Below are 20987 nucleotides of genomic sequence, written 5' to 3' on the forward strand. Positions count from 1 at the left end.
AACGCACGAAGACTGAGAGATATCGTGCGCAAGAGTACAAAATCAAGGTGTAACGCACGAAGCCTGAAAGATATTGTGCGGTAAGGTACAAAATCAAGGTGCAACGCACGAAGACTGAAAGATATCGTGCACTAAGGTACAAAATTAGGGTGTAACGCACGAAGACTGAAAGATATCGTGCGCAAAGGTACAAAATTAGGGTATAACGCACGAAGACTCTCAAACATTATACAACAAAAATAAAAAGCAGGGACCCCCGATGTCCCTGCTTTTAATATAGTTCATTATTTTGTTTCTTTCACGTATTGATCGTTAATTGTATGAATGGTTAAGCCTACGATATTCTTGTTGTGTTTTGCGAATGGTAAGCTTGCTAAGTAACCTACAATAAATGCGATAAAGAAACCGATAACGGATACTGTAAATGGTGTGATATCTGTTTTTCCTACAAAGTAAGAAACGATTGCTGCGACGATTAGTCCGATGATAACACCATAAGTATTGGCTTTCTTAGTGAATATACCTACTGCAAACACGCCGGCAATTGGTACACCGAATAGTCCTGTTACAAGTAAGAATAAATCCCAAGTTTCGTTTGTTTTTTGATTAATTAAGTATAATGATGCTAATGTACCAAAGACACCTGCAAGAATAATGATGATTCTTGCTAATAATACATCATTTTTAGCGTTATTTGTTTTAGAAAATCTTTGTTTTAAATCGACAACTACACAGGCTGAAATTGAGTTCAAGCTTGAAGAAATTGTTGATTGTGCTGCAGCAAATATAGCAGCGATTAATAATCCGCCAACAAATGGTGGAATTTGTGTCAGAATGAAATAAGGTACGATAGCTGATGTATTAAATCCTTCTGGTAAAGATGTAACATTATTATAGAAGGAATACAACACAGTTCCCATTCCGTAGAAGATAGGGATTGTAATAAATGCTAATAACCCGTTAGTCCATAACGATTTGTTTGTTGATGATATTGAACCAGTTGTTTGATAACGTTGAACGATATCTTGGCTGGCAGTGTATTGGTGTAAGTTATTAAAGATAGAACCAATAAATATAATTGGAATTGCAGCGGCAGCAGTCCCGAATTTCCAGTTATCCACTGAAACAAACTTCTTATCTTGTACAGCTTCATTTAAGACTGTACCGAAGTTTCCATCAATTTGGAAAGCACCTAAGAAGATAACGGCAACAGCACCACCTAATAAGATAATACCTTGAATAACGTCGCTCCAAATAACCCCTTCTATACCGCCCATAAACGTATAGATAACACATAATAATCCAACTAACGCTGCGATTAAATATGGGTTAATATCTGAAACGGAAGTGATTGCTAATGTTGGTAAATAAATAACAATCGCAACACGACCAATATGGAATAATGTAAATGCTAAAGATCCAATAACACGCATTGTGATACCAAATCTTTCTTCCAAATATTCATAAGCTGTTGTTACATCAAGCTTTCTGAAGAATGGAATATAGAAATAAATTAGTAATGGAATGATCGCGATAATGGCGATATTTCCAGCTGCATAAGACCAGTCTGTATTAAATGCTCTTTCTGGTGTTCCCATATAAGTAATCGCACTTAAAGTTGTCGCATAAATTGAGAATCCAACTGCCCATGCAGGGACTCTACCTTTTGCTTTGAAGAATGCGTCTGTATCTTGACCAGCTCTTTTTGTAAAATATACACCTACTAATAACGTTGCAATTAAATATAAAATTAATGCAATCCAGTTTCCTGTACCAAATCCTACTTCATTCATAATATGACATCCCCTTTGTACATCAAATAATTATAAATTGTATTTAGAAACAAGTTCTTTAACTTTTTGGAGTGATGCTTCATCTAATGGCGCGAGTGGTCGTTTAGTTGTACCTGCCTCAATGCCATTTTCATTTAGTACAGCTTTCAAAGTAGGGTAAATACCTAAAGCTAATACTTGCTCAATAATATCGTTTGTTTCATGTTGAATTTCATATGCTTGTTCAATTTTGCCTTCTTTAGCTAAATTAAAGATTTGTCTAGCACGTTGTCCATTGATGTTATAAGTTGAACCAATCGCACCATCTACACCTGACACAGCAGCTTGAATAAGCATTTCATCAAAGCCAGAAAGTATTAATTTGTCTGGGAATGCTTTTCTAATTCTTTCTAATAAGTAGAAGTCAGCTGCAGTATATTTAATACCGATGATTTTTTCATTTTCGAAAAGTTCTTCAAATTGTTGTATAGATAAGTTAACGCCAGTTAATGCTGGAATTGAATAAATAATCATTTCATTACCAGTAGCTTCAATGATGGCATTGTAGTAATACTTGATCTCTTCAAATTTGAATGGGTAATAAAATGGTGTTACAGCTGATAATGCATCATAACCTAATTCTGTAGCAAATTTACCTAATTCGATCGATTCGTTTAAATCTAATGCACCAACTTGTGCGATTAATTTAGCGTCTGATCCTACTTCGTCTTTAACAATTTCAAAGACTTTCTTCTTCTGTTCAGTATTCATTAAGAAATTTTCACCAGAACTACCATTTACATATAAACCATCTACTTGTTGTTTATCGATATTTTGGCGAATGATTTGTCTTAAACCTGATTCTAAAATATTGCCTTCCTCATCAAATGGCACGAGTAATGCAGAATATAATCCTTTCATTTAAAAAAACTCCTTTATATTTATTAATTGATAATATTGTCAGACCAATTTATAATCATATTGTAAGCGAATACATATTCTTCTGTCAATCGTTTTATTATTTGATACATCACTTATGATAAAATAAATAATTAAGAGGAGGTAGGTAAAATGATGAAACGAACATCACTCGTTGATGTGGCTGTTGAAAAATTAAAAGAATATATAGCAGAACATCAATTTGATAATGGAGATAAACTACCTTCAGAGAAAATGCTTATCGAACAATTAGGGGTGAGTCGCACAGTTGTGAGAGAAGCGATTAGTCGCTTGCAGCAAAGTGGTCTCATTCAAGTTAAATCAGGAAGTGGCATGTTTATAACAGAGAAGAATAAACATTTATCAATGCTTTTTGAGTCACATATGAAAGTGCATGGTTTTAAAATTAAAGAATTACTTGAAGTGCGGAAAATATTAGAACTAGGTGCGATACGTCTTTTAATAGAAAATAAAATCGTGATCGATGCGAATAAACTAAGAGATTTGAATGATATTTATTATGAGTCTTTCAACAAATCTCAAAAATTCGCGCATTATGATTCAGCATTTCATGAAACGATTATTATCTTTACTGAAAATCAAACATTAATCACGATGAGTAAAGTTATTAAAGAGTATTTCGATAAGAACCAGTTTAATCAAATCGTTGATAAAGAAGATATAGAAAAATCTTACAAAGAACATGCTGATTTAATAGAAGCAATTGAGAAACAAAATTTAACTTTAGCACATGACATTATTAATAAACATCTGTCTAGAGTCGTTGAGTGGATAGAAGAATTGGAGCAAAAATGATGGGTAAATTAGATAAGATTGAAGTCCAAAGTTTGAAGTCGCAAGTATTACAAGAAATTAAACAATATATTTTGGATAAAGGCATGACAGAAGGGGATCGCTTACCGACAGAACGTGCATTTACTGAAATGTATGGCGTGAGTCGTTCAGTTGTAAGAGAAGCTTTGAGTTATCTTGAACATACAGGTGTGATCGAGACGGTTCAAGGAAGAGGAACGGTAATCAAAGCACCAGATATCTCTAGTTTAGTTGAAGGATTTCTATTTAGTTTTCAAGTCGCAAATGGTTCGAAAAATGATTTACTGTCATTGAGAATTATTTTTGAATGTGCAGCTATTGAAGAAATCGTTAAATTGGATAAGGATATCAGTGATTTAAAAGCAATTGTAAATGAAGATGTTATCAATCATTATGAGAATGATAAGGCATTTCATCAAACGTTACTAAGCGCTACAGGAAATGTATTATTTGAACAATTAAGCTCTGTTATTCAGTCTTACTTCTATCATATTGAAGAAGAAGGGAAAGAAATTAATTATATTCAAACGAATGAAATGCATAAGAAAATTATCGAAGCAATTGCCAATAAAGATGTTCAATTAGCTAAAGAACTTATGACGACACATTTGTCTATTTAGGAGGATATTATGAAAATTGCAATTGATATAGGTGGCACATTTATTAAAGCTGGCGTGATTGATGACCACCACACAATACATAGTTATCAAAAAATTGAAACACCACATAATAAAGATGGGGGTATTGTTGAAGCGGTTAAGGGAATCGTTGAATCATATACAAAAGAATTTAACTTAAATAAACCAGAAGTCGGTATTTCTACTGCAGGTGTCGTTGATTCACATAAAGGTGAAATTACATATGCTGGACCTACGATACCATACTATAATGGTACAAATTTTAAACAATCATTAGCACATATAGCTGGTAATGTAGCGGTTAATAATGATGTATCATGCGCGTTACTTGGTGAATTGTTAACATTTGATAGAGCAGTTCAATCGATATTTTTAATGACAATTGGTACGGGTATAGGTGGCGCATATTATGAAAATCAATTACTAAAAGGTAAAAAGTATAGAGCATGTGAAATAGGCTATTTACTTTATGACAAAGAAACGAATACAACATATGAAGATAGAGGCTCTACGACAGCTTTAAAAAAATTAATCAGTGCCAATTACAATGAAGAAATACAAGTCGAGAAATTATTTGATTTGGCGTATCAAAATGATGAAAAAGCTCAAGACATCCTTAATCAATGGGCTAAGCACGTAGCAGAAGGTATTGCGCAAGTTCAAATTATGTTTGATCCAGAAATAATACTGATTGGCGGAGGTATTTCTAAACAAGAAGAAAGACTACTTTCATTGATTGAACCATTTATCGATGATTATTTACCAACTGATTATGGTCATGCCAAAATTGAAGTCACTTCAAAAGGAAATGATTCAGCTTTATATGGTGCAATTTCTAGTTTATAAAATAATTGTTAACCTGTAATTTACATTGGTTAACAATGTGGTATAATATCGTTATCTTATATTAGGAGTGAAGAATTTGAAAACTAAAGATATCGTTATTATAGCAATGTTTACTGCTTTTATTTCAGTATTAGCATTTATACCACCAATTCCATTACCGTTTATGCCGGTACCAATCGTTCTACAAAATATTGGTATTATATTAGCGGGATGTTTATTAGGATATAAAAGAGGTACATTAAGTGTTATTATCTTCTTGTTACTTGTTGCAACAGGACTGCCATTATTATCAGGTGGTAGAGGCGGACTAGGTGTATTCTTTGGTCCATCTGCTGGTTACTTATTCGGCTACCCAGTTGTTGCATTTTTAATTGGATTCTTTATAGATAGAAAGTGGAAAGAGCTCTCGTTTACATATGCGTTAACAATTAATATTGTCATTGGGGTTCTATTCCTTAATTTAATTGGCGGATTTGTGATGGGTGAGTTTATGAATATTTCAATCGCTAAAAGATACATATTAGCAGCAACGTTCTTACCAGGTGATATTGTTAAAGCAATATTAGCAACTATGTTATTATTTAGCTTGAAGAACGTACCCGAAATAAAACGTTTAAGAAATACTTAATGAGGTGAATAACGATGGTTTCATTTAAAGATATAGAAACAGATGGAAAGGTTTTGACTGAAACAAATAGATATATACATTATCAAACATTGGATAAACGTATTCAGTATGATTCTAACAAAATTGTATATAAAGAAATGCCAGACATAGATACGTTTAAAGCAGATGAAGCAATGTTGAAAGAAATCCATGAAAAAAATAATCAGCCTTTTCTTAAATTTGTCTTTCCTGAAAATGAAACAATCGATATTGAATTAAGAGAATATTTAAAATTTCAAGGTTATGAAACAGGTTGGTTAGAATTATATATCAATGCTGAGAAGAACTTTGAACGTGATGCCAATCAAGACATTGAAGTTGTTCTAACGAATGAGGATAACATTGTTGATTTCTTGAACGTATCATATGAACAAGATGAAGCATATGGCAAAGATTATGCAGAGCTTAAAGTTGAATTAAATAAAAAACAATTACATAGTGATAATCCGATTCAAGTATTATCTTATTATAAAGGTAAGCCCGCAGGTATGTTGCTTATATGGATGAATGAGAAGTATGTAGAATTAGATAGCTTTGGTGTTCGAGAAATATATAGAAGGTTAGGTATAGGAACGAAAATGCAAGCCTTCGTAGCAGAAATCGCTAAAGATAAACCGATAATTCTTGTAGCTGATGGTGAAGATACAGCTAAAGATATGTATAAAAGACAAGGTTATATTTATAGTGGATTTCAATTTGAAACATTAAAAGAATACAAATAAAAACAGGTTGAGGCAGCAATGATGTCTCAACCTGTTTACTTATTGTTAGGATTGGTTTTGTATTCTATTAGCGTGGCTATATACATTAAAGCTGCCATCTCTTATAAATCCAACGGCTGTTATATTTAAATCATGTGCTAATCCAATTGCTAAGTTAGTTGGTGCTGATTTAGACAAGATGATGCCGACACCAATTTTAGATGCTTTGATTAATATTTCCGAGGAAATTCTTCCGCTAAAGATGAGTACTTTATTTCTGATTGGAATGTCATGTTCTATACAATAGCCATATAATTTATCTAATGCGTTATGTCTACCAATATCGGATCGATGTAAATAGAAGCCATCTCCTTCACTTATGGCCGCATTATGCAAACCACCTGTTTCTTTGAAAATCTTACTTTCTTCATGTAGTTTATCCATCATAGTTATGATTTGTTGAGGCGTAATGTTTATTTTAGACTGTGACACTTTAGCTGTTACAGCATCGTTATTAAAATAGAACGCTCTACTTTTACCACAACACGACGAAATCATGCGTTGTGTATTCTTTTTGAAATTGACATCAATCTCTTTCGTGAGTTCTACATGTGCAAAACCTTTAGAATCGTCTATTGAAATAGATTTAATTTCAGATTTCTTCTTTATAACTCCTTCAGAAGCAATAAATCCGAGCACGAGTTCTTCTAAATCTTTAGGTGAACAAACGATTGTTGCAAACTCTTCTCCGTTTATAATAATCGTAATAGGAAATTCTGTTACGTAGCTATCCGTTGTCTCAATAAATTGACCGTTTTGGTATTTTAATATTGGCAGATTGTAAGTCATATTTTGCTTCATAATAATTCCCCATTTAAATAATTGTTTAATAGGTTTATTTTACTTTGTAACCTACTAATAATAAAGTGAAAGCACTTTCAAAATATATTGTGATTTCATATAATAAATGTAAGTGAAATCATGGAGGGGTAAAAATGGGTAAGACTAAACATCAAGGTCCTATGAAGAAAGATTTAAAGCCAGCACCAGAATTTTGGGTAAGTCCAATACCTTTTGGACTAGGTAAAGTAAAGCCTAAACATATAAGAGATACAATGAAAATAGTTTGGGATAATAAAGATAATTTAAATTACGCTAAAAATATTATCACTAAAGGTGTCTGTGATGGTTGTGCATTAGGTGTATCTGGATTAAGCGATCAAACTTTAACCGGTCCTCACATGTGTACAACACGATTTAATGTTTTAAGACTTAATACAATGCCAGAAATTAAACCAGAAATTTTACATCAAGATATAGATGAATTGAGAAAATATAATAGCACAGAATTAAGGCAATTAGGTCGTATTCCTTATCCAATGATGAGACGAAAAGGTGATCGTAAGTTTATACGTATTTCATGGGAAGAAGCGATGCAAACAATAGCTCAAAAAATGAAATCATTAAATCCGAGAAATTATGCTTTTTATTTAACTTCAAGAGGGATTACGAATGAATCATATTATGTTGCTAGTAAGGTCGCGAGATATTTAGGTGCTAACAATATCGATAATGCTTCTAGAATATGTCATTCACCTAGTAAAACAGCGATGAAACGTTCAGTAGGTGTTGGAGCTTCAACCGCGAATTACCAAGACTGGATAGGTACAGATGTGTTACTGTTTTGGGGAAGTGTAGCTTCTAATGCTTCGCCTGTTTCAACTAAATATATGCTTGAAGCGAAGAAGAAAGGAACAAAAATCATCGTTATCAATCCATATAAAGAACCAGCAATGGATAAATATTGGATTCCATCTGTGGCAGAATCAGCATTATTTGGTACAAATGTTGCTGACGAATTCTACCAAGTTAATATCGGTGGTGACATTGCATTTATGCACGGTATTATGAAACACTGGTTTGAAATGGAAGAACAAGCATACGGTTCTGCAATTAATCATAAGTTTGTTGAGGAACATGTTACAAACTATGAAGAACTTAAAGAAACAGTCGAGAAACAGTCATGGGAAGAGATTGAACAATCAAGTGGTATTTCTAAAGATCAAATTTACAAATTAGCCCTTGAACTTGCCAATGCCCAAAATGCTGTATTTGCCTGGGCACTAGGATTAACGATGCATGAGTTTGCGACGGATAATATATCTCAAGTATGTAATTTAGCATTATTAAGAGGTTTCTTAGGTAGAAAGCATAGTGGTCTAATGCCGTTTAGAGGTCATTCTAGTGTGCAAGGTACTGGAGAAATGGGCTGCGATCCATTTGTATTACCAGGCGGTGCTTTTGATGGAGAAAATAAAAAGCGTATTGAGAAGTTATGGGGATTTGATATTGCGGATTGGCAAGGTGATACGGTCGGTGTAACGTTAGAAAATATTATGTTACCTGATGATCATGAACGTAAAATTAAATGTTATTACATGTCCGGTGGGAATTTCCTAGAAACAATGCCTGACCCAACATTTATACAAAAAGCTTTAGAAAACCTAGAACTTAGAGTACATCAAGATATTATTTTAAATACATCTACTTTAGTTGATGCGAAAGAAACGGTTATTGTTTTACCTGCGAAGACACGATATGAGCAAGATGGTGGTGGCACGTCTACTTCGACAGAACGCATGGTTTACTATTCACCAGTAATTGAAGGGAATCAAAATAGAATAAAAGAAGCAAGATCAGAGTGGCAAATATATATTGATTTAGCTAAACGTGTTAAACCTGAACAAGCACATTTAATTGATTTTAAAGATGGTCAGTCTATTAGAGAAGAGATTGCTAAAGCAAATCCAGATTATGATGGTATCCAACATTTAAGAAATCAAGGAGATGTCTTCCAGTGGGGTGGCGCTTGGTTATGTGAAGATGGTATTTGTCCAACTGAAGATGGTAAAGGTCATTTAATCAGTGTAGACATTCCAGACTTAAACAGACAACCTGATGACTTTATGTTGACGACAAGAAGAGGTAAACAATTTAACTCAATGGTTTATGGAGATTATGAATCCTTTAACCATGGTGGAAGATATGATGTATTAATGAACAAAGAAGATGCCGATAGATTAAGCATTGCTGAAGGTGAAGGTGTTGTTCTTCATAATGGTTTCGGCGTATTCCAAGGTGTCGCTAAATATGTCGATATCTTAAAAGGAAACATTGAAGTCTATTTCCCAGAAGGCAACTATTTATTACCTAGAGGTAGATATGAAAAATACGCTAAGATTCCAGATTACAACATTACAGTCAAAGTAGAAAAAGCGGACAGATTTAACGCTAAAAAAGATAGAGACTATTATGAAAAACCGATTAAAGATTTAGAAGAAATACCGATGCAATAACAGGTAGGGAGTATCCTCAAATAAATAAGGATATTCCCTATAATTACAAATTTCACTATACTTTAAGAATAATTTGTGAAAAAATATACTTGAGCCTTACAATAGTATAAATAAAGGTGTAAATTAAGTTTGTACATATCTAAAAAGGAAGGAAAGAAATCATGAAAAGATTTTTAACATTAGTCTTTGCTTTGTTACTTGTATTAGCTGGTTGTAGCACAGAATCTAACCAAGATAAAGCTAAAAAAGAAACTGAAAGCAAGACGTTAACAGTATCAGCCGCAGCAAGTTTGACAGATGTTTCTAAAGCTCTAGAAAAAGAATTTAAGAAGAAGCATCCGAATACGAATATTAAATTCAATTACGGTGGTTCAGGTAGTTTACGTAAACAAGTAGAAGCTGGTGCAGATGTAGATGTATTAATGTCTGCTAACACTTCTGATGTTGATAAATTACAAGATAGTAAAAAAGTTAAAGAAGTTTATGATTACGCTAAAAATAAATTAATTATCATTAAATACGAAAACTCTAGCATCAAAAATATTAAAGATGTTAGTGCGCCAAACAAAGTCGCAATTGGTGAAGAAAAAAGTGTACCAGCAGGTCGTTACGCTGTAGAATATTTGAAAAAAGAAGATCTATATAACGGCATGACAAGTACATTTGTTTTCGCAAAAGATGTTAAACAAGTATTAAACTATGTTCAAAAAGAAAATGCAGAAGCAGGATTTGTATACGCAACAGATATGTATAAAGGTAAAGATAAAAAAGTCGATAACGTCGTTAAATTAGCGGATGCACCTTTAGATCATCCAATTACTTATAGAGCTGGTCTTGTTACTGACAAGAAAGAAGCTAAAGAATGGTTTGAATTCTTAAAATCAAAAGAAGCTAAAGAAATTCTTAAAGAATATCACTTTGAAGGATAGGAGATAATGCTATGCCAGACTTAACACCACTATGGATATCAATTAAAGTAACAATTATCAGTACTATCATTGTGTGTATCCTAGGTATTATTCTGGCAAAGCTGATGCTCAATTATAAAGGTAGATTAAAACCTGTAGTTGAAAGCATCATTATGCTTCCAATCGTATTACCACCGACAGTTATGGGTTTTATACTCCTTATTGTCTTCGGTAAGAATAAATTTTTCGGTCAATTTTTATCTGATGTATTGCATATCAATGTGATTTTTACGTGGGTAGGTGCAGTGATAGCAGCGATTATTGTAAGTTTGCCGCTTATGTATCAACATGTAATGAATGGATTTCAATCTATTAATCCAAAGATGCTTAACTCAGCAAGAACGATGGGTGCTAGTGAAGGGAAAATTTTTAGAACGATTATTTTACCGTTATCTAAACGATCCATTTTCTCTGGTGTTGTGATGAGTTTTGCTAGAGGGTTAGGAGAATTTGGAGCAACGCTTATGATTGCTGGCTATATTCCTGGTTTAACGAACACATTGCCATTAGAAATTTATTTCTTAGTGCAAGCTGGTGAGGAACACAAAGCATGGTTATGGGTTATTGTACTCATCGCATTTGCAGTGTGTGTGATTAGCTCACTTAATATATTAAATCAAAAGAATCATAAATGGGAGTAGATATGGATGATTGATATATCAATTAAAAAGTTAATTAAAGACAGAACGATATCATTAAATATCCAAGCTGACACTCCGAAAATTTATGCGATCGTTGGTCGATCAGGTATAGGTAAATCCACATTATTAAATATTATTGCAGGTCTTACTGAAGCGGAAACATGCAGAATAGAAATTAATCAAAAAGTGCTCAGTGATCAAAAGCATGTGATTAAAGTGCAAGATAGAAATATTGGCTATCTGTTTCAAGATTATCAACTTTTTCCGCATAAGACAGTTCATGAAAATATTCATTACATGATTGAGCCTAATAAAGAGACAGAGCAATTGATTAAACATTTACGTATAGAAAATTGTTTAAATCAATATCCATCTACGTTATCTGGTGGAGAGTCACAAAGAGTTGCATTATGTAGAGTATTAAGTGTCAAACCTAACTTATTACTTTTAGATGAACCATTTTCAAGTTTAGATGATGAAACAAAAGATGAAGGTATGGCGTTAGTAAAGTCCATTTTCAAGACTTGGCAAATACCGATTATACTTGTGTCTCATTCTAAAAAAGAAGTTCAAATTTTAGCAGATGAAGTTATCGAAATTAGTTAACAGTTCATTGTAAGGTGAAAAATAAATAATATGTTCGAAGCCTCAAACAAAGTTAAACACTTTGTCTGAGGCTTTTTTGCGCAAATAAAAGAATGTAGGGAATTCGTCATGTTGTATAGGTAATCCCCTAATACATAAACATTGTGAAAAAAATTACAATTGATATAGATAATTAAGGGCAAATAATAGGAGGTTCTAACTATGTCTAAGTTAGGTTTGAAATTCTTTAAGCCAACCGAAAAATTTAATGGAAATTGGTCTATATTAGAAGAAAAAAGTAGAGAATGGGAGAAAATGTACAGAGAAAGATGGAGTCACGATAAAGTTGTCAGAACGACTCATGGTGTGAACTGTACAGGTTCTTGTTCATGGAAAGTATTTGTGAAAAATGGTGTGATTACATGGGAAAATCAACAAATTGATTATCCTTCTTGTGGACCTGATATGCCTGAGTTTGAACCTAGAGGATGTCCGCGTGGTGCTTCATTTTCATGGTATGAATATAGTCCATTACGTGTGAAATTCCCTTATGTTAGAGGTAAGTTATGGAAACTTTGGAAAGCTGCATTAAGTGAATATGGAGATCCTGTTGTCGCTTGGGCATCCATTGTTGAAGATGAACAGAAAGCTGAAATTTATAAAAGTGCGCGTGGTAAAGGTGGACATGTTCGCGTCAATTGGAGAGATGTTACACAACTCATCGCAGCACAAATTATATATACTGTGAAAAAATATGGTCCAGATAGAATTGCTGGATTTACACCTATACCGGCTATGTCCATGATTAGCTATGCTTCAGGTGCGCGTTTTATATCGTTATTAGGTGGGGAAATGCTTAGTTTTTATGATTGGTATGCTGACTTACCACCCGCTTCACCACAAATTTGGGGTGAACAAACGGATGTACCTGAATCAAGTGATTGGTATAACGCCGGTTATATTATTATGTGGGGATCGAATGTACCATTAACACGTACACCAGATGCGCATTTTATGACAGAAGTTAGATACAAAGGTACTAAGGTTGTGTCTGTCGCACCAGACTATGCTGAAAATGTGAAATTTGCTGATAACTGGTTAGCACCAAATCCTGGTACTGATGCAGCTTTAGCACAAGCTATGACACACGTCATTCTTCAAGAATATTATGAAGATAAGCAAGAAGAAATGTTTATCAACTATGCGAAACAATACACGGATATGCCTTTTATCATACAACTTGATAAACATGGAGAAGGCTATAAAGCAGGTCGCTTCTTAAGATCAAGTGATTTAGGTATGGAAACAGAACATGCAGAGTGGAAGCCTGTTGTATTCGATCAAAATAGTAAACAACTTGTCATACCTAATGGAACAATGGGACAAAGATATGAAGAAGGCGTTAAATGGAATTTAAATTTAGTTGGTGAAGATGGAAAAGAAATAGATCCAGCTCTATCTTTTAAAGACCATGAATCAAAAGTGATGACAATTCAATTTCCGTATTTTGATAATGAAGGAAATGGTATTTTTGAAAGACCTATTATCGTTAAAGAAATCGAAAATAAAGACGGAGAAACAATTTATATCGCGACAATATACGACTTAATGACAAGTCAATATGGCGTAAGAAGATTAAATCATCCACTTGAAGCATCAAGTTATGAAGATGAAAATTCAATGTATTCGCCTAAATGGCAAGAAAAAGTAACAGGTGTTAAATCTTCTATTGTGACGCAAGTAGCTAGAGAATTTGCACAAAATGCAGTTGATACAAATGGTCGCTCAATGATTATTATGGGGGCAGGTATCAATCACTGGTTTAACTCTGATACGATTTATCGCTCTATATTAAACCTTGTTATATTATGCGGATGCCAAGGTGTAAATGGTGGCGGATGGGCGCATTACGTTGGTCAAGAAAAATGTCGTCCGATAGAAGGTTGGTCAACGATTGCTTTTGCGAAGGATTGGCAAGGACCACCTAGACTTCAAAATGCTACAAGTTGGTTCTACTTTGCAACGGATCAGTGGAAATATGAAGAGTCTGGTGTTGATAAATTACAGTCACCATTATCAAATGAATTGAAGCATCAACATCCAGCTGATTATAACGTATTAGCTGCTCGATTAGGATGGCTACCATCTTATCCGCAATTTGATTGTAATAGCTTACTCTTTGGTGAAGAAGCGAAAGATGCAGGGGATGACTCAAATGAAGCGATTCTTCAAAGAGCAGTTGAATCAGTAAAATCTAAAAAGACTAAATTTGCTATAGAAGATCCAGATGCAAAGAAAAATCATCCAAAAACATTGTTTGTATGGCGTTCAAATTTAATCTCTAGTTCAGCAAAAGGACAAGAGTACTTTATGAAACATTTATTAGGTACTAAATCAGGTCTATTAGCAAACCCTAATGAAACGGATAAACCAGAAGAAATTGTATGGCGAGAAGAAACAACCGGTAAATTAGATTTATTAGTTGCGCTAGATTTTAGAATGACAGCAACACCGTTGTATGCAGATGTCGTATTACCAGCAGCAACATGGTATGAAAAACATGATATATCTTCTACTGATATGCATCCATTCATACATCCGTTTAACCCTGCAGTTGACCCATTATGGGAATCAAAATCAGACTGGGATATTTATAAAACGTTAGCAAAATCTGTTTCTGATTTAGCGAAGACACATATGAAAGGCACATTTAAAGATGTTGTAACAACGCCTTTAGCACATGATTCTAAACAAGAAATTTCAACACCTTACGGAATTGTTAAAGATTGGTCTAAAGGTGAAATTGAAGCAATACCTGGTAAAACAATGCCTGGTTTCGCAGTTGTAGAAAGGGATTATACAGCTATATACGATAAATATATATCAGTTGGACCATTATTAGAAAAAGGTAAAGTCGGTGCTCATGGGGTAAGTTTCTCAGTAAAAGAGCAATACGATGAATTAAAGATTATGTTAGATACGTGGGAAGATGACACTGTTAAAAATGGTCTCCCTAGAATGGATACAGCACGTAAAGTAGCAGATGTTATATTGAATGTTTCATCAGCTTCAAATGGTAAAGTCTCACAAAAATCTTACGATGACTTAGAAGAACAAACGGGGATGACATTGAAAGATATTTCTAGTGAACGTGCATCAGAAAAAATAACGTTCCAAAATATAACAGCACAACCGAGAGAAGTTATACCGACAGCAGTATTCCCAGGATCAAACAAATTAGGTAGAAGATATTCACCATTTACGACAAATATCGAACGTCTTGTACCGTTTAGAACGTTAACAGGTAGACAAAGTTATTATATTGATCATGAAGTATTCTTACAGTTTGGTGAGAATTTACCTATCTATAAACCAACATTACCGCCAATGGTATTTGGTACGAAAGATAAAAACATAAAAGGCGGCGTGGATACATTAGTATTAAGATATTTAACGCCACATGGTAAGTGGAATATTCATTCAACATACCAAGATAATTTGCATATGTTGACGCTATTTAGAGGTGGTCCAACTGTTTGGATTGCGAAAGAAGACGCAATGGCGAATGACATTAAAGATAATGATTGGTTAGAAGTATATAACAGAAATGGTGTCGTTACAGCAAGAGCGGTTGTATCGCATAGAATGCCTAGAGGTACGATGTTTATGTATCATGCACAAGATAAACATATTGAGACACCTGGATCAGAAATTACAGATACTCGTGGTGGTTCGCATAATGCACCTACACGTATTCACTTGAAACCTACGCAATTAGTAGGCGGTTATGCACAAATAAGTTATGGCTTTAATTACTATGGGCCAATTGGAAACCAAAGAGATGTATATGTTGCGATCAGAAAAATGAAGGAGGTAGATTGGCTTGAAGATTAAAGCGCAAGTAGCTATGGTTATGAATTTAGATAAATGTATAGGATGCCATACATGTAGTGTCACATGTAAAAGTACATGGACAAATAGACCAGGCGCTGAATATATATGGTTTAATAATGTTGAAACAAAACCTGGTATCGGTTATCCGAAACGTTGGGAAGACCAAGAAACTTATAAAGGTGGTTGGGTACTCAACAAAAAAGGAAAATTAGAATTAAAGTCAGGTAGTAAACTATCTAAAATTGCACTGGGTAAAATTTTCTATAATCCTGATATGCCAGAAATGAAAGATTATTATGAACCGTGGACATATAATTATAAACATTTAACAACAGCTAAAGAAGGAAACCATTCTCCAGTAGCAAAAGCTGAATCTGTTATTTCAGGTAGAAAATTAGATATCAAATGGGGACCAAACTGGGAAGATGATTTAGCGGGTGCTCATGTTACAGGACCTACTGATCCAAACATTCAAAAAATCGAAGAGGAAATTAAATTTAACTTTGACCAAACTTTTATGATGTATTTACCAAGACTGTGTGAACATTGCTTAAACCCAAGTTGTGTTGCGTCATGTCCATCTGGTGCAATGTATAAAAGAGATGAAGATGGTATTGTACTTGTCGACCAAGATGCATGTCGTGGTTGGAGATACTGTATGACTGGTTGTCCTTATAAGAAAGTATATTTCAACTGGAAAACGAACAAAGCAGAAAAATGTACATTCTGTTTCCCTAGAGTTGAAGCTGGTTTACCAACAGTATGTTCTGAAACATGTACAGGTCGTATGAGATATTTAGGTGTATTACTTTATGATGCTGACAGAGTTCAAGAAGCAGCTTCTGCAGAAAACGAAAAAGACTTATATCAAAAACAACTCGATTTATTTTTAGATCCATTTGATGAAGACATTATTCAACAAGCTGAAAAAGATGGTATTTCACATGATTGGATTGAAGCGGCACAAAATTCACCCGTATATAAACTGGCAATAGAATATAAATTAGCATTTCCTTTACACCCTGAATATCGAACATTGCCAATGGTATGGTATTGTCCACCATTAAGTCCGATTATGAATTACTTTGAAGGTAAAGATTCTATTAGAAATCCAGATATGATTTTCCCAGCAATTGAAGAAATGAGATTACCTGTTCAATATTTAGCTAATATGCTAACAGCAGGTGATACGAAGACGGTTAAAGAAGCATTGCAAAAAATGGCGATGATGCGTAGTTATATGAGAGCTAAATCAAGTGGTAAAGAATTTGATATTTCAAGACTTGAGCGCGTAGGACTTACGGAAAGACAAACGAAATCGATGTATAGATTACTCGCGATTGCTAAACATGAAGATCGTTTTGTTGTACCGACATCTCATAAAGAAGGTTACATGGATACTTACAGAGCACAAGGTAGCCAAGGTTATGGTGGCGAAATGTTTGGCTCAAATTGTGATGGTTGTGGTGTTCAAGGATTATCAGAGCAAAAATCCGGACAAGAAATATACAATGAGAACTTCTATGGAGGGATTTTCCGTGATTAATTTAGATGCATTATATGAACTTAAAGAAAGCTTTGGTTTCTTTAGTAACCAGTTAACTTATCCAGAAAAGTTAGACTTTCATCCTAAAGCATTTGATAAAGCTTTCGATACCAATCATCCGGCTTATCGTGACATTAAGCAATATTGGGAAAATATGCATGATATATCTTTAGATGATATTCAAGAAGTGTATACAAGAACGTTTGATTTTGAAAAAAAGACGACGTTATATATGACATACAACAAGCTAACAGAACAAAAAGAACGAGGACAAATGCTTGCAAGATTAAAAGTACTTTATGAAATGTTCGGGCTAGAAATGCCTCAAAATGAACTGTCAGATTTTTTACCGCTTATGCTTGAATTCTTATATGCTGCAGAGTGGAGAGGTGACAGTCGTGCACAAGAAAGCTTAACGCTTGTTGTGATGGTCATTGAAGATGGGACATATGGATTGCTTCAAGCTTTAGGTAAACAAAACAGTCCGTATTTTCATCTGATTAAAGCAATTAGAGAAACGTTAAAATCATGTGTAGTAGAGCAAGAGAAGGTGATCAACGGTGATTAATCAATTTATATGGGTTATCTATCCTTATTTATGTATCGCTATTTTTATTATCGGTCATTTATTCAGATTTAAGTATGATCAATTTTCATGGACAGCAAAGTCTAGTGAGTTTATTGAGAAGAAACAATTGATGTGGGGAAGTATTTTATTTCATTTAGGTATTATTCCAGTTATATTTGGACATATAGTTGGTTTAGGCATACCTGCAGAATGGTTAAGTAGTGTCGGCGTTAATGATCATTTATATCATATCGGTGCAGTTTATATTGGAAGTATTTTCGGTATTGTGACATTAATCGGTATGGTTCTGTTAACAGCTAGAAGAATTACGAAACAAAATGTAAGAAGGCTAAGTTCAGCTTCGGACATTATAGTAAATATATTATTGTTAGTGATCGTATTGATGGGTTGTATTTCAACATTATGGACGAACGCGACAACACCAGACTTTGATTATAGACAAACAATTTCTGTTTGGTTTAGAGGATTATTAATCTTTAAACCAGATGTTGCTTTAATGAATGACGTACCTTTAACATTTAAGACGCATATTATTTTAGGATTTTTAATCACAAGTTTATGGCCATTTACGAGATTGGTACATGTTTGGAGTGTGCCACTTAATTACTTTAGTAGAAGTTACATTATTTACAGAAAACATAAAACGAATTAAACTATAAATAAAAAGTCGAGGTGTTTAAAATGTCTAATGATTTTAATTTTCAGGAACAGTTGGATCTTATTCGTAGTACTTATGGTGTTGATTTTGTCGGATTAGCTATGACTTCTGAAGACGCTGCTCACTTTCATATAAAGTGGCAATATGTATCTGGAAATTTAAATCATAGATATCAAAACATCGTTTTAAGAAGCGGTAGAGGGATAGCAGGAATTGTTATTAAAAGTGGGAAACCTATTGAAATTCGTGACTTGAAAGAAAGCCCTTATCATGATCAACTCTTTAACTATCCAATTGTTCAAAGTGAACAATTAACATCATTACTTGCGATTCCATTATGGAAAAAGTATCGAGTTTATGGCGTGCTCTTACTTGGACAACGTGATGAAAAACAATTTCCTGAAATAGATATGAATGATTTTAATCGCTTTGGACCATTTTATGGAAAGGATATGATGAATGCATGAGTTCAGAAGATGCTTCAATATTAATGGATATATTAAAACAATACTATGAAAAAACGAGCGAAATGATTGTGTTTTTAAATAGTAAAGGACAGGTAATTAATATGAATGAAGCTGCCCGAAGAGTAATCTCTGAAGACAATCAATCATCATTGACACATGCCATTTGTAGTAGATGTGAAGGTTATTCAAATGAATATGCCTTACAATCATGTAGAGACTGCTTTTTAGAGTCTTCAAAAATTGGCAACACTAGTTTTCAAGTGTTTATGCAGACAAATAGTGGGACTGTTGAACCTTTTACAGCAACTTATCAAACGATTAGTCAAGAAGACGATGTTAAAGTGTATACGTTACAAAATGTATCGCCACAAATTGAAAGACAACAGAAATTACATCAACAAACAATGATTCAAAAAACAATATCCGCACAAGAAAACGAGCGTAAAAGAATTTCTAGAGAGTTACACGATGGTGTTGTTCAAGAATTGCTTAATGTGAGTGTTGAACTTAGATTATTGAAATATCAGAATGATATTGACGAATTGAAGCAGCAGTCTCAACATATTGAAACGTTAATGTCTCGATTAATCGATGATATTAGAAACTTATCTTTAGAACTAAGACCTTCATCATTAGATGACCTTGGATTAGACGCAGCATTTAAGTCATATTTTAAACAGCTTGAGAAAAATTTCGGTTTCCATGTTCACTATCATTATGATTCGTCTATTAAACGTTTTAATACGGAGATTGAAACGGTCGTATATAGAATTGTACAAGAAGCGGTGTTTAATGCATTGAAGTATGCTAATGTGGATAGTGTTGATGTTCATATGTCTTGTGATGGCAATGAAATAGAAGTTGAAATTGCTGACCAAGGGAATGGATTTGTATTAGGTAGTCAGCCAAAAGGTTCAGGACTTGGTATATATGGTATGAAAGAACGTGCTGAAATTGTTGGCGGTAAAATCAATATCGAAAGTAAACTTAAAAAAGGTACAAATATTAAATTGAATGTACCAATAGCATAAATGGTGGGTGGTATATATGAAAATCGTAATAGCAGATGATCATGCAGTGGTGAGAACAGGCTTTTCAATGATTTTGAATTATCAAGAAGACATGGAAGTTGTTGCGACAGCTGCAGATGGTATAGAAGCATATCAAATGGTTGCAAAACATTCACCAGATGTATTGATCATGGATTTAAGTATGCCACCTGGTGAATCAGGATTAATCGCAACTGGTAAAATAGCAGAAGACTTTAAGCAAACTAAAATATTAATATTAACGATGTTTGATGATGAAGAATATTTATTTCATGTATTAAGAAGTGGTGCTAAAGGATATATTTTAAAAAATGCACCAGATGAAGAGTTAATACATGCTGTAAGAACGATATATAGAGGCGATATGTATATTGATTCTAAAGTTACAAGTTCACTCGTAAATGAACTCTTTAATCATCAAGATAACAATGAGCAAAGTACTTCTGATCCATTTAAAATATTGTCTCAAAGAGAACTAGAAATCTTACCTTTAATCGCAAAGGGCTATGGTAATAAAGAAATTGCGGAGAAATTATTTGTTTCTGTCAAAACGATTGAAGCACATAAAGCGCGAATTATGGATAAACTCGGTTTAAAATCGCGTCCAGAATTAGTTGAATATGCTATGAAGAAAAAATTATTAGACTTCTAAAACAAAATTGACCTGATAAATTGTGGTTCAAAAGCCTTAGTTTATCAGGTCTTTTTATGTTTTTTATCGGATTAATTTTTATAAATGAATATAGGGATTTTCCATGTTTCAATAAGGGGATATCCTTATGTGCACTTTTTCACAAATAACCTACAATAATATTGGAAAGATTATACATAAAGATT

19 protein-coding genes are annotated in these 20987 nt (G+C 33.7%); 16 read left to right on the forward strand and 3 right to left on the reverse strand.

Translation table 11 applies throughout. From position 1 onward, the window contains the following. Window positions 1-284: 284 nt before the first annotated feature. Window positions 285-1793 carry a sodium:solute symporter family protein gene (locus tag LQ679_RS03180; RefSeq protein ID WP_037589058.1) on the reverse strand — a complete coding sequence of 503 codons (1509 nt, stop codon included), beginning with the start codon at window positions 1791-1793 and terminating at the stop codon, window positions 285-287. Window positions 1794-1823: 30 nt separating this feature from the next. Then, window positions 1824-2693, reverse strand: coding sequence for an N-acetylneuraminate lyase (locus LQ679_RS03185; RefSeq protein WP_025906837.1), 870 nt, complete (start codon window positions 2691-2693; stop codon window positions 1824-1826). A 150-nt stretch (window positions 2694-2843) separates the two neighbouring features. Here LQ679_RS03185 and LQ679_RS03190 point away from each other — a divergent pair, with 150 nt between their 5' ends. The 5 genes from LQ679_RS03190 (at window position 2844) to LQ679_RS03210 (ending at window position 6418) form a co-directional block, all read left to right on the forward strand. After that, complete coding sequence (locus LQ679_RS03190) at window positions 2844-3527, forward strand: FadR/GntR family transcriptional regulator (RefSeq protein ID WP_239762074.1); 684 nt, start codon at window positions 2844-2846, stop codon at window positions 3525-3527. Beyond that, window positions 3527-4165 carry a FadR/GntR family transcriptional regulator gene (locus LQ679_RS03195; protein ID WP_049320000.1) on the forward strand — a complete coding sequence of 213 codons (639 nt, stop codon included), beginning with the start codon at window positions 3527-3529 and terminating at the stop codon, window positions 4163-4165. The genes LQ679_RS03190 and LQ679_RS03195 overlap by 1 nt, the downstream gene beginning before the upstream one ends. Window positions 4166-4171: 6 nt before the next feature. Further along, window positions 4172-5029: an ROK family protein gene (locus tag LQ679_RS03200; protein WP_239762122.1), complete on the forward strand. Its 858-nt coding sequence runs from the start codon at window positions 4172-4174 to the stop codon at window positions 5027-5029. 76 nt (window positions 5030-5105) lie between these two features. Then, window positions 5106-5657, forward strand: a complete 552-nt coding sequence (locus LQ679_RS03205; RefSeq protein ID WP_239762075.1) for a biotin transporter BioY — start codon at window positions 5106-5108, stop codon at window positions 5655-5657. A gap of 14 nt (window positions 5658-5671) precedes the next feature. Further along, window positions 5672-6418 carry a GNAT family N-acetyltransferase gene (locus LQ679_RS03210; protein ID WP_239762076.1) on the forward strand — a complete coding sequence of 249 codons (747 nt, stop codon included), beginning with the start codon at window positions 5672-5674 and terminating at the stop codon, window positions 6416-6418. 45 nt (window positions 6419-6463) lie between these two features. On the opposite strand, the gene fdhD is transcribed toward LQ679_RS03210, so the two are convergent. Further along, window positions 6464-7258, reverse strand: a complete 795-nt coding sequence (gene fdhD / locus LQ679_RS03215; protein ID WP_239762077.1) for a formate dehydrogenase accessory sulfurtransferase FdhD — start codon at window positions 7256-7258, stop codon at window positions 6464-6466. 134 nt (window positions 7259-7392) lie between these two features. On the opposite strand from fdhD, the gene LQ679_RS03220 reads away from it, so the two are divergent. From LQ679_RS03220 to nreC, 11 genes are all read left to right on the forward strand, one after another. After that, entirely contained in the window at window positions 7393-9753 is a 2361-nt protein-coding gene (locus LQ679_RS03220) for an FdhF/YdeP family oxidoreductase (RefSeq protein ID WP_204168967.1), read from the forward strand. A 161-nt stretch (window positions 9754-9914) separates the two neighbouring features. Further along, entirely contained in the window at window positions 9915-10682 is a 768-nt protein-coding gene (gene modA / locus LQ679_RS03225; protein WP_037589049.1) for a molybdate ABC transporter substrate-binding protein, read from the forward strand. An 11-nt stretch (window positions 10683-10693) separates the two neighbouring features. Continuing rightward, window positions 10694-11362, forward strand: coding sequence for a molybdate ABC transporter permease subunit (modB, locus tag LQ679_RS03230; protein WP_239762078.1), 669 nt, complete (start codon window positions 10694-10696; stop codon window positions 11360-11362). A gap of 6 nt (window positions 11363-11368) precedes the next feature. Beyond that, window positions 11369-11968, forward strand: a complete 600-nt coding sequence (locus tag LQ679_RS03235) for an ATP-binding cassette domain-containing protein (RefSeq protein ID WP_037589046.1) — start codon at window positions 11369-11371, stop codon at window positions 11966-11968. A 201-nt stretch (window positions 11969-12169) separates the two neighbouring features. Further along, the gene (locus LQ679_RS03240) at window positions 12170-15841 is read left to right on the forward strand and encodes a nitrate reductase subunit alpha (protein WP_239762079.1); all 3672 of its coding nucleotides are present in this window, start codon (window positions 12170-12172) and stop codon (window positions 15839-15841) included. Continuing rightward, on the forward strand, window positions 15831-17387 hold the full coding sequence (narH, locus tag LQ679_RS03245; protein ID WP_239762080.1) for a nitrate reductase subunit beta: 1557 nt from the start codon (window positions 15831-15833) through the stop codon (window positions 17385-17387). Before LQ679_RS03240 ends, narH begins: the two co-directional genes overlap by 11 nt. Next, a complete protein-coding gene (narJ, locus tag LQ679_RS03250; protein ID WP_025906824.1) occupies window positions 17380-17955 on the forward strand; it encodes a nitrate reductase molybdenum cofactor assembly chaperone in 576 nt (191 codons plus the stop codon). Before narH ends, narJ begins: the two co-directional genes overlap by 8 nt. Continuing rightward, window positions 17948-18628 carry a respiratory nitrate reductase subunit gamma gene (gene narI / locus LQ679_RS03255; protein ID WP_025906823.1) on the forward strand — a complete coding sequence of 227 codons (681 nt, stop codon included), beginning with the start codon at window positions 17948-17950 and terminating at the stop codon, window positions 18626-18628. Before narJ ends, narI begins: the two co-directional genes overlap by 8 nt. Window positions 18629-18657: 29 nt before the next feature. Next, window positions 18658-19101, forward strand: a complete 444-nt coding sequence (nreA, locus tag LQ679_RS03260) for a nitrate respiration regulation accessory nitrate sensor NreA (protein WP_025906822.1) — start codon at window positions 18658-18660, stop codon at window positions 19099-19101. Then, window positions 19098-20132, forward strand: a complete 1035-nt coding sequence (locus tag LQ679_RS03265; protein ID WP_025906821.1) for a sensor histidine kinase — start codon at window positions 19098-19100, stop codon at window positions 20130-20132. The genes nreA and LQ679_RS03265 overlap by 4 nt, the downstream gene beginning before the upstream one ends. A 16-nt stretch (window positions 20133-20148) precedes the next feature. Next, a complete protein-coding gene (gene nreC, locus LQ679_RS03270; RefSeq protein ID WP_025906820.1) occupies window positions 20149-20802 on the forward strand; it encodes a nitrate respiration regulation response regulator NreC in 654 nt (217 codons plus the stop codon). Window positions 20803-20987: the final 185 nt, after the last annotated feature.

The organism is Mammaliicoccus sp. I-M35, from assembly GCF_022386455.1.
In the GTDB taxonomy this organism is placed as follows: domain Bacteria; phylum Bacillota; class Bacilli; order Staphylococcales; family Staphylococcaceae; genus Mammaliicoccus; species Mammaliicoccus sciuri_A.

Coding starts and splice junctions, on each gene's coding strand:
- LQ679_RS03180 (WP_037589058.1), bottom strand. CDS start 1,793: ATGAATGAAGTAGGATTTGGTACAGGAAACTGGATTGCATTAATTTTA.
- LQ679_RS03185 (WP_025906837.1), bottom strand. CDS start 2,693: ATGAAAGGATTATATTCTGCATTACTCGTGCCATTTGATGAGGAAGGC.
- LQ679_RS03190 (WP_239762074.1), top strand. CDS start 2,844: ATGATGAAACGAACATCACTCGTTGATGTGGCTGTTGAAAAATTAAAA.
- LQ679_RS03195 (WP_049320000.1), top strand. CDS start 3,527: ATGGGTAAATTAGATAAGATTGAAGTCCAAAGTTTGAAGTCGCAAGTA.
- LQ679_RS03210 (WP_239762076.1), top strand. CDS start 5,672: ATGGTTTCATTTAAAGATATAGAAACAGATGGAAAGGTTTTGACTGAA.
- fdhD (WP_239762077.1), bottom strand. CDS start 7,258: ATGAAGCAAAATATGACTTACAATCTGCCAATATTAAAATACCAAAAC.
- LQ679_RS03220 (WP_204168967.1), top strand. CDS start 7,393: ATGGGTAAGACTAAACATCAAGGTCCTATGAAGAAAGATTTAAAGCCA.
- modA (WP_037589049.1), top strand. CDS start 9,915: ATGAAAAGATTTTTAACATTAGTCTTTGCTTTGTTACTTGTATTAGCT.
- modB (WP_239762078.1), top strand. CDS start 10,694: ATGCCAGACTTAACACCACTATGGATATCAATTAAAGTAACAATTATC.
- LQ679_RS03235 (WP_037589046.1), top strand. CDS start 11,369: ATGATTGATATATCAATTAAAAAGTTAATTAAAGACAGAACGATATCA.
- LQ679_RS03240 (WP_239762079.1), top strand. CDS start 12,170: ATGTCTAAGTTAGGTTTGAAATTCTTTAAGCCAACCGAAAAATTTAAT.
- nreA (WP_025906822.1), top strand. CDS start 18,658: ATGTCTAATGATTTTAATTTTCAGGAACAGTTGGATCTTATTCGTAGT.
- LQ679_RS03265 (WP_025906821.1), top strand. CDS start 19,098: ATGAGTTCAGAAGATGCTTCAATATTAATGGATATATTAAAACAATAC.
- nreC (WP_025906820.1), top strand. CDS start 20,149: ATGAAAATCGTAATAGCAGATGATCATGCAGTGGTGAGAACAGGCTTT.